Source organism: Dietzia sp. CW19 (assembly GCF_014145265.1).
In the GTDB taxonomy this organism is placed as follows: domain Bacteria; phylum Actinomycetota; class Actinomycetes; order Mycobacteriales; family Mycobacteriaceae; genus Dietzia; species Dietzia natronolimnaea.
Genome location: NZ_JAALEE010000567.1, coordinates 1 through 8,176 on the forward strand (window position 1 = coordinate 1; position 8,176 = coordinate 8,176).

An 8,176-nucleotide genomic window follows, 5' to 3' on the forward strand; every position below is an offset into this window, starting at 1 on the left:
GCTTTCAGAAAGGCGTCCCAAACATCAGTGAGCGACTGGCTTACGGACGGGCCGAAAAGGCTTGGAAAGTGCCAGCGCTCGTTCCGGTAGGGAGTGGCGTGCCATGATTTCCGAATGGTTTCGGACCCCACGAACGGCTCAGATGACCTCGCAGCTGCGTTTGCAGTGCTGTCTGGCTTCCTTGGGCAGCAACGTCTAACTACGCAGCTCGCGCAGGTGGAGTCCGACCTTGTCGAGGCGAACGCGGCAAAGGCCAGTGAGGTCGCTGCCCAGCATGGTTTGTCCTCAGAGTTGCTGACCGCAGCGCTGTCCGTGCGTTCGAAGGTCGGAAGGCTGAATGACGTCATTCATGCCTCGACCATTTCGCTGGTTTTACCGCAGATCCTCGAACCGGGCGAGCGCGTGACTAATCGCCCGTCACTCGGCGCCGGTAACGACAAGAGCAGACCTTTCGATCTCGAGACCAACCGTCGAATAGCAGAGTTTAAGGGGCTCTTCGCATCTGAGCGTGGGTGAGGACGACACGCCGGTGAGGCGGTAGGGAGACGAGAGGGTCGAGGCCCTGAAGGATTGGAAGTACCACTACATCCGATCCTGAAAGGGCCTCGACCCATGTCTGAGCCTATCGGGTGCTGCCGGTCTGCCACCGGAACCGCACCTGCGCCCCGTTGTGTCCGCTGCGATCTTCTCGTCGGGCTCGACGACGTGTACGTCCTTGATGCGCGTCTGCGTGGCGAGCACCTGGAGGTGACCGTCGAATCCGAGCCGGGACCGGTCGGATGCCCGGACTGCGGCGCCGCCGGGGTGGGGCATGGACGGCAGGTGGTGCGTCTGGTCGACATCCCCGCGTTCGGCCGCCCCGTCACGATCATCTGGCGCAAACGCCGCTTCGTCTGCCCAGGCGGGGCGTGCGAACGTGTGACGTTCGTGGAGAACCTGCCTGGGCTTGCCTCGCCGCGGCATGCCACCACGGCCCGCGTCGTGGAGTGGGCAGTGGGACAGCTGCGCCGGGAGCACGCCACCGTCAGCGGACTGGCTCGTCAGCTCGGTACCGCGTGGCACACGGTGTGGACGCCGGTCAAGGCTGCATTGGAGGCGTTGGCCGATGATCCGGCCCGCTTCGACGGCGTCCGCACCCTCGGCGTCGATGAACACATCTGGCACCATGTCTCCCGGCGTAAGCGCGGCCCCAAGGAACTGACCGGGATGGTCGACCTCACCCGCGACGGGGACGGCAAAGTACAGGCCAGGCTGCTCGACCTCGTGCCAGGCCGCTCCGGGGTGGTGTTCGCAGACTGGCTCACCGCGCGGGGCAAGGGTTTCACCAGCGGCGTCGAGATCGCCGCGTTGGATCCGTTCCACGGCTACAAGCGAGCGATCGATGACGAACTCGAGGATGCCACCGCTGTTCTCGACGCTTTCCACGTGGTCAAGCTCGCCCTTGGCGCCGTGGACGAGGTCCGCCGGAGGTTGCAGCAGCAGATCTGCGGTCACCGCGGACGTAAAGGCGACCCGCTCTACGGGATCCGCACCATCATCCGCTGCGACCCCGACAGGCTCACCGAGCGCCAGTGGCGGCGGTTCGACGAGGCCCTGGCCGCCGACCCCCGACACGAGGAACTGTTCATCGCCTGGCAAGTCGCCCACGAACTCCGACAGGCCTACCACCACAAAGACCTGCCTGCCGGGCGCAGCGCTGCGGAGAAGGTACTCGCGACCTTGCCATCCTGCCCGATCCCGGAAATCGCCCGACTAGGACGAACGCTCCGCAAGTGGAAGGCCGCCTTCCTCGCGTACTGGACCACCGGCCGCTCCAACAACGGAGGAACCGAAGCGATCAATGGCCTCATCGAACTCCACCGGCGCCTGGCCCGCGGCTACCGCAACCGCGACAACTATCGCCTGCGGATGCTCCTCATCGCCGGCGGGCTACGGACCTGACCCCACGCTCAGATGCGAAGAGCCGTTTAAGGTCGCCCAGTGGAAGGGCGCCGACACAATGCGCAAGCGCGGCGTGTTCGCCGACCTGGTTCACCTGGCATTGGACGAGTCTGACCGCAAAGCGCAGCTCTTCGTGGTCGGCGACCTGCCGAGCCGATTCTTGCGCGCGTCGACATCGAAAGCGTCATGGGTGCTCGGGCGGTCGTCACAGCACATTCGAGCGCGGTTTGCGGAGCAATTTGATCCAGACTCCACGCTATCGGTCGCCGAGTTCACCGCCGGGCCAGCTTCACAGATCGAGCTGGTTGATCTCCGCACGTTGGTCCCCGGCTTGGAGTGAGAAGTAGCCCCCGAGCCGTCTCAAGATCAGCCCTGTGCGGCAAGCAGGCACCCCGCCTGCCCTGGCGTCGGGCCGGCGAGATGCTGTAGTGGTGCGGTGGTGCTGCTCTTCCTACTTCAGGATGCTGTTGACCGCGGCGTCGAACTGCTCTTCTGTCAGGGTGCCGGCGTCTCGCATGGCCGCCGCGTCCTTGATCAGCTGCAGCCGACTGTTGTCCGACGGTGGCGACGAGGCCACGAACGGCTTGGACAGGATCGGGAAGTGCGTGGGGTCGAGAAGCGACTTGATGAAGACGTAGTCGTCGGCGTGTTCGGCGTCTTCATCATTGACCGCCACATCGAACTCGATCCAGTTTTCCGGATTAGCTTCGGCGTATCGCTTGGGAACGCCCCCGGCCAGCACGAGGGCGTCACCGCTTAGGCGAGCCTCGTCCTGCACGTCGGGGTCGCTGCTCGGGTCGATGAGCACGGCGCCGCCGTAATAGGGGGCGACGAACAGCGTGGGCTCAGTCCAAGCAGCATTGGCACCGTCACCCATGAAGTTGATGAGGCGGATTTGGCCGGAAGACTTGCTTGCGGAGGCCTTGACGCTCCACAGGGCGCGCGACTTGTCTAGCAGGTCCCCCAGGTCGAACCCGTTGGAGTCGTGCCCGGCGGGGGCGGTGAGCACACCGGCCGACCATGCCGCCGAGGCGATGATCCACTCGGCGCCGGCACCGAAGATGAAGCGGGCGGCCCGGTTGGAAGGATTGGCCTTGCTCAGAAGCGCCGAGAAGGCGAATTCGACCTCTCGCCTGACTTTCTGGTTGCCGTCCATGTGCTTCTTGAGCTTGTCGAACTCCGGCGACCCGCTTGATGCTGCTGCCATGTCTACTCTTCTCATCCCTGTCGTCAGATGTGACCTCTAGCTAGAGGTTTAACACGAAAGGGTCTTAGTGTGAGGGGAACATGTCCTCGGCGTAGACAAGAGAGAAGTCCCGGTCGATGTCCGGCATGAGCAAGGCGTCTATCCCGTCAACCAGATCACGAGGGCGCTTGACGTTCTCGTTGAGCGAGCCAGCGTTGAGTTTGGTCACCACGGACGACTCCTCGGTCTGCTGTAGCCGCTCGATCCATTTCGGATCGGCCACAACGGTATCGGGAATCGGGATCGACCGCAGCACACGCTTGGGCAACGTAACGCCGCCGTCCAGGGCTCGCCACCACAGGTACGAGATCGAGCTGTTCAGCACGAGCGCGGCGCGGTCGCGGTCCTCGGCGCTGGCGAAGTGCAGGACGGTCTTCGAGCCGCGGTTGAGGTCACGGAACGCGGCGCTGATGTAGTAGCGCGGCGTCATCGCCACGGTCAGGCGGTGTTCGGTCTCTTCGGACACCAGCAGGTCTGCCAAGGTTTGCTGTGCGGACTCGAGCGTCTCCCAGACGGCCTCGAGCCCTGGCGCGGTCTTGACCCATTCGCCGTGGGGGCCCATGAGCCGGGGGGTGAGCAGATTGGTGCAGCCAGCGAGCATCCGCTGGCGGGAGGCTGCGCGCCACCTGATGATCGGCGTGGTCTTCCACCGGCTCATCTCGGGCGAACACGCGGTGATCGCGGCGCGGACGAAGTTGGTCTTGGAGCTGTTCGACGAGCCGAACTTGTACCCGCGGAACAGGGTGTCGGGGACGTTGTCGAAGACCAGGACCTCACCCCCGGTGGTATTGGTCTCCAGCACGGTGCGCAACGACTGGAATTTCGGGGAGGACAAGTACGAGGCCGGGGTGACAGCGATGAAGCCTTGGGAGTCCTTAGCGATGCGCTCGAGGAAGAAGGCGAACAGTTCCTGGGTCTTGCCGGTAGCGAACCCCGCCCGCACACGGTCACGGGCGTACGGGGGGTTGACGATCACGAATTGGTGCTCTGGCAATGCGGTGCGGGTGAGAAAGTCCCGACGTACTGCGCGGCCTCGCAGAGCGGCCAGGCCCTCGGTGTCACCCTCGGCCAGATAGTCGGCCGCGATGAGGGCGACAGCGCTGCGCAGGGCGTGATCATCGAGGTCGACGAGCACGAGTCGGTCGCGGACGAAGGTGGCCGGGTCGTCCTGGACCCCGGCCAGATGCCAGGCCAGGTTGCCAACACCGCAGCAGGGGTCCATCCAGATGCCGGTCGGGAAGGCAGCAGACCGCTTGGCCATCAGATGCGCGGCATCGTCCGGGGTGAAGTACTGGCCGGCTGACCTTCGGGCGACCGGGTCGAGCTCGGCCAGTAGCGCCTCGTAGCAGACGGCAATCTCGCCGATGGTCCGGCCAGCGAGGGGGTCTGTCTCCAGGGGCTCCACCCCGAGCAGGTCTAATAGGTCCAGCGCCAGGTCTGGCCGGAGGATGGTCACACGAGAGGCCACGGCCTGTAGCCAGCGCTGCTTGGTCTTCGCCTTGGTGGCTGCGCTTAGTTCCCGCACGATGCGTGTTACGGCAGTGGCGTGGAAAGTGGTCGCAGTGACCTCGAATGGTGCGATCCCTGTCATGGCTGCCCTCGTGTCCCTGGGTGGATATTAGCTATTAGCTCTTTTTGTCAAGCTACAACAGATCGGACGCGATAGCTACCTGGTCCGAAAGTGGATAGGTTCCACTGCCCAGGGCAGGTGCGCTCCTGCGGTCAAACCGCGCCGATAATGTGTGTTCGGACGTAGTTGCTGGTCAGAGCGGCCTCTCTTGCGATCGCTGTTAGTGTCTCGGCATGTGTGGTCGGTACTCGGTAGCGGTGTCTGGCGCCGCCTTGGTCGATGTTCTTGACCTGGACGGGACGGAAACGGAGTTCGAGTGGGAGCCGACCTACTCGGTTGCTCCTCGCACGCGGGCGCCGGTAATCCGGGATCGCCTGATCGGCGACCAGCGGGTGAGTGAGGCGTTCTTGCCCACGTGGGGGTTGCGTCCGTCGTGGGCGAAGGAGAAGGGTCCGCGGCCGATTAACGCCCGGCTGGAGACTGCTGCAACCAATGGCATGTTTCGTTCGGCGTTCGCCTCTGCGCGGGCCCTGGTTCCGATGACCGGGTACTACGAGTGGCAGGAAGCTCTCGAGGCCGGGAAGAAGGTCAAGAACCCCAGCTATGTGCATGCCCCGGGTGACGAGCTGCTGCTCGCTGCGGGGCTGTTGGCCTTCCACCGCCAGGACGGTGACGAGCAGTGGCGGACGACGTTCACGATCATCACGCGGACGGGTGAGGATGCGGCTGGCGAGGTACACGACCGCATGCCGGTCTTTGTGACCCCAGCCTCGTGGGACACCTGGCTGGCCCCGGAGAAGCTCGAGAAAGACCAAGTAGGAGACGTGCTGGATCTGCTGGACGTCGAGTCGCGGGCGGTGGCGTCGACTCTTCGAACCCGTCCGGTGTCACGGGCGGTCAACAACGTCCGGACCTTGGACCGCCGCGATGCCGGCCTGATCGAGGCGGTTACTCGCGGTGGTGGTGATCGCTGACGGTTCGGCCCTGGCGGTAGCGGGGTTTGCCGTCGGCGCCGTGGCGGTATCGGCGGGGGTTGCGGGCGAGTCTGCGCAGGTCGCGCAGTAGTTCGATGGTGCGCTCCTCCCCCAGCTCGGTGATGGCGTCTCGGTAGGCGCCCTGGTTGGTGGGGTCGACATCTGGGAGGCCGGCCACGACGAGGTGCCACCGTAGGAGTTCGAGGAACTGTGCTTCGCCTGCTTGCTCGGCTGCTCGGCGCAGTGGGCCCAGCAGTTCGTCCATGGGGCGCACCCTAGGTGTCGTCTCCGACAAGGGTCGGTTAGTGCAGGTCTCTTGCGGCGATGAGTCCGGTGATGAAGTCGGTGACGCGGTCGGCTTCGGCGTCGGTGAGGTCGAAGCGTTGGCCTCCGACGATGGTGCGGGCGGGGCCGAGTGGTTCGAGCCCGTAGAGGACTCGAGTGGCGGCAGACAGTGCGGCTCGGTTGGCGATGGATTCGATGGTGCAGTCCAAGGCGTCGGCGATTGCGGTGAGCTGGTCCCGGCTGATGACGGCGGGCGGCGTGGCCTGTCGGTAGGCGGTGGGTTGGGATTGGCCGCGTTCCCAGGCGCTGATCCAGGGGGATTTCACTCCGATGGCCACGGCCAGTTTGAGCTGGGTGAGTCCGGCCTCCATGCGTGCAGCGCGGATGGCGCGGCCGAGTGATCGGGCTTCGTCTGGGGTCACCGGGTCTCCTTGTCTGTGGTGTCGGTGTTGAGGGTGGCCAGAACGGCCCAGTGGCCGTCGCTGCAGGTGACGTCGAGGACCGTGACGGCCGGAGTCGTCCCAGGCTGGATGGTGGCGGTGATGCGGTGGTCGAGGTCGATGTGGGCGTGCAGCTCGGTGGGGCCTGTCCCGACAATGAACGTCATGCCTCCCCCTCTCCCCCACTGGTCGGTCCGCCGGTGAGGTCGGCGCGGCGCTTGGTTTCGCGGCGCATGGCGCGGCCTTGGTCAAGGAGGATCTCGAAGAGGTCGTCGGTGGGCGCTTCGGTGCTGGCACGGGTCAGCTCAGCGGCGGTGCGGGCGAAGCGGCGGCGGTAGGCGGCGTCGAGGACGTCGGTGGCGAGGGTGCGCACTCCGATGGCGGGGGTTCCGAGTAGTGCGACGACCTGGAGGGCGTCGGCGAGGAGCCGTCCTTGGTGGCCGGCCATGCGGCCGGCGTTGGTGAGTGCGGCGAGCACCCGCGGGGCGTGGTGGGGTTCGCCTGCCGCGATGAGGTCGGCGATCACGCTGTACAGGTCGCCGTATCGGGGGTTGAGGAAGTCGCTTGCCTCGAGGTGGCGGGTGATGTGGCGAGCTTCGGTGGTGTCGGTGGTGTGCAGGAGGGCGCAGAGGAGTGCTGCTTCGGGGTCGAGTTCGGGGACGGTGGGTGCGTCGTCGGTGGCGGCGAGGTCGTCGACGTCGACCGGGTCGGCGGTGGCCTGCGGGTCCTCGGCGGTCATGGTGTGCATTGTGTGTCCCCTCCCCTGCTGGTGGGTGGTTCAGGCGGCGTTGTGGGTGAGGTTCTTGATGCGGTCGGGGCGAAATCCAGCCCAGTGGTCGGTCTCGGTGACCACGACGGGGGCCTGGAGGTGACCGAGGGCCATGATGTAGTCGCGGGCGTCGGTGTCGGTGGTGAGGTCGACGAGCTCGTAGGTGATGCCGGCCTTGTCGAGGGCTTTGATGGTGGCGCCGCACTGCACGCACCGGGGCTTGGTGTAGACGGTGATGGCCATGTCGGCTGCCCTTTCGGTGGTGGTGCCCGTCTGCCTCGCGGCGATGGGCGGTGGTGATTGGTTAGGCGTTGGCGATCGCGCGGCGGATGGTGCCGACGATCTCGGTGTCGTCTTCGTCGGCGACGACGGTGACCCGGTCCTCGTGAACGGTGAGCGGGTTGACCGTGAGGTCGAGGACTGTGGCGAGCGTGGCGGCGGCCTCCCAGGGCTCGGTCGCGGTGACGGAGTAGGTGATGCGGGCCATGGCTGGCTCCTTTCGGGTTCGGGGTGAGTGGCCTTGTGGCCTGCTCTGCTTCTAGTGTACACGCATCATGCGTGTATGGTACGTCTATGGCGCGTTAATGTGCTCTCACCTGCGGGTTTTTCGCGCCACCGCCTCGGCTGTGCCGTTCGCGCATGGCCCCCCTTTCCCTGACACCTGCCGATCTGGTGTGTAGCGAACGGAGTCAAGGAAGGGCACCCGGGCGGCGGTGAAGAATCTGCCCCGAAATAAGCGCAGCGCGGGGCAGATTGTTTGCCGACGACCGGGCGGCGGCGAAGCCGACGCCGACCTTGACACCGGTAGTGGAGCACCAAGACTCGCAGTGGCAGGGAAAGAGGGCTGACCACCGACTACCTGTGGTGGAAGGTCTTGCCCCCGCCCGTCGGGTGGGGCTTGCTAAGCCAGCCGCAGAACGTCTGACTGGAGTGTTCCCGCTAAAGTGGCCA

General features: G+C 65.5%; 12 protein-coding genes. 4 read left to right on the forward strand and 8 right to left on the reverse strand.

The window, feature by feature from the left end; genetic code table 11:
* Nucleotides 1-114 precede the first annotated feature (114 nt).
* The 3 genes from G6021_RS16735 (at nt 115) to G6021_RS16745 (ending at nt 2,281) form a co-directional block, all read left to right on the forward strand.
* A complete protein-coding gene (locus G6021_RS16735) occupies nt 115-516 on the forward strand; it encodes a hypothetical protein (RefSeq protein WP_182641779.1) in 402 nt (133 codons plus the stop codon).
* Between the two features lie 189 nt (nt 517-705).
* A complete protein-coding gene (locus tag G6021_RS16740; protein ID WP_182611187.1) occupies nt 706-1,941 on the forward strand; it encodes an ISL3 family transposase in 1,236 nt (411 codons plus the stop codon).
* Nucleotides 1,942-1,999: 58 nt separating this feature from the next.
* Nucleotides 2,000-2,281: a hypothetical protein gene (locus G6021_RS16745; protein WP_182641780.1), complete on the forward strand. Its 282-nt coding sequence runs from the start codon at nt 2,000-2,002 to the stop codon at nt 2,279-2,281.
* A 111-nt stretch (nt 2,282-2,392) separates the two neighbouring features.
* Here G6021_RS16745 and G6021_RS16750 read toward each other — a convergent pair whose 3' ends face one another.
* Nucleotides 2,393-3,148, reverse strand: coding sequence for a hypothetical protein (locus tag G6021_RS16750; RefSeq protein WP_182641781.1), 756 nt, complete (start codon nt 3,146-3,148; stop codon nt 2,393-2,395).
* 64 nt (nt 3,149-3,212) lie between these two features.
* Nucleotides 3,213-4,712, reverse strand: a complete 1,500-nt coding sequence (locus tag G6021_RS16755) for an N-6 DNA methylase (RefSeq protein WP_206682680.1) — start codon at nt 4,710-4,712, stop codon at nt 3,213-3,215.
* Between the two features lie 278 nt (nt 4,713-4,990).
* On the opposite strand from G6021_RS16755, the gene G6021_RS16760 reads away from it, so the two are divergent.
* On the forward strand, nt 4,991-5,731 hold the full coding sequence (locus tag G6021_RS16760; RefSeq protein ID WP_182641783.1) for an SOS response-associated peptidase: 741 nt from the start codon (nt 4,991-4,993) through the stop codon (nt 5,729-5,731).
* Here G6021_RS16760 and G6021_RS16765 read toward each other — a convergent pair.
* The 6 genes from G6021_RS16765 to G6021_RS16790 all read right to left on the reverse strand — a co-directional run bounded on the left by G6021_RS16765 (nt 5,706) and on the right by G6021_RS16790 (nt 7,712).
* Nucleotides 5,706-5,996, reverse strand: coding sequence for a hypothetical protein (locus G6021_RS16765; RefSeq protein ID WP_182641784.1), 291 nt, complete (start codon nt 5,994-5,996; stop codon nt 5,706-5,708). The two genes, G6021_RS16760 and G6021_RS16765, sit on opposite strands and share 26 nt — an antisense overlap.
* 37 nt (nt 5,997-6,033) lie before the next feature.
* Nucleotides 6,034-6,438, reverse strand: a complete 405-nt coding sequence (locus G6021_RS16770) for a helix-turn-helix transcriptional regulator (RefSeq protein WP_069388966.1) — start codon at nt 6,436-6,438, stop codon at nt 6,034-6,036.
* Nucleotides 6,435-6,623, reverse strand: coding sequence for a hypothetical protein (locus tag G6021_RS16775; protein ID WP_182641785.1), 189 nt, complete (start codon nt 6,621-6,623; stop codon nt 6,435-6,437). Before G6021_RS16775 ends, G6021_RS16770 begins: the two co-directional genes overlap by 4 nt.
* The gene (locus tag G6021_RS16780) at nt 6,620-7,195 is read right to left on the reverse strand and encodes a DnaB-like helicase N-terminal domain-containing protein (RefSeq protein ID WP_182641786.1); all 576 of its coding nucleotides are present in this window, start codon (nt 7,193-7,195) and stop codon (nt 6,620-6,622) included. The genes G6021_RS16775 and G6021_RS16780 overlap by 4 nt, the downstream gene beginning before the upstream one ends.
* Nucleotides 7,196-7,234: 39 nt before the next feature.
* Nucleotides 7,235-7,468 carry a glutaredoxin-like protein NrdH gene (gene nrdH / locus G6021_RS16785; RefSeq protein ID WP_182641787.1) on the reverse strand — a complete coding sequence of 78 codons (234 nt, stop codon included), beginning with the start codon at nt 7,466-7,468 and terminating at the stop codon, nt 7,235-7,237.
* 61 nt (nt 7,469-7,529) lie between these two features.
* Entirely contained in the window at nt 7,530-7,712 is a 183-nt protein-coding gene (locus G6021_RS16790; protein ID WP_069388968.1) for a hypothetical protein, read from the reverse strand.
* Between the last annotated feature and the right edge of the window lie 464 nt (nt 7,713-8,176).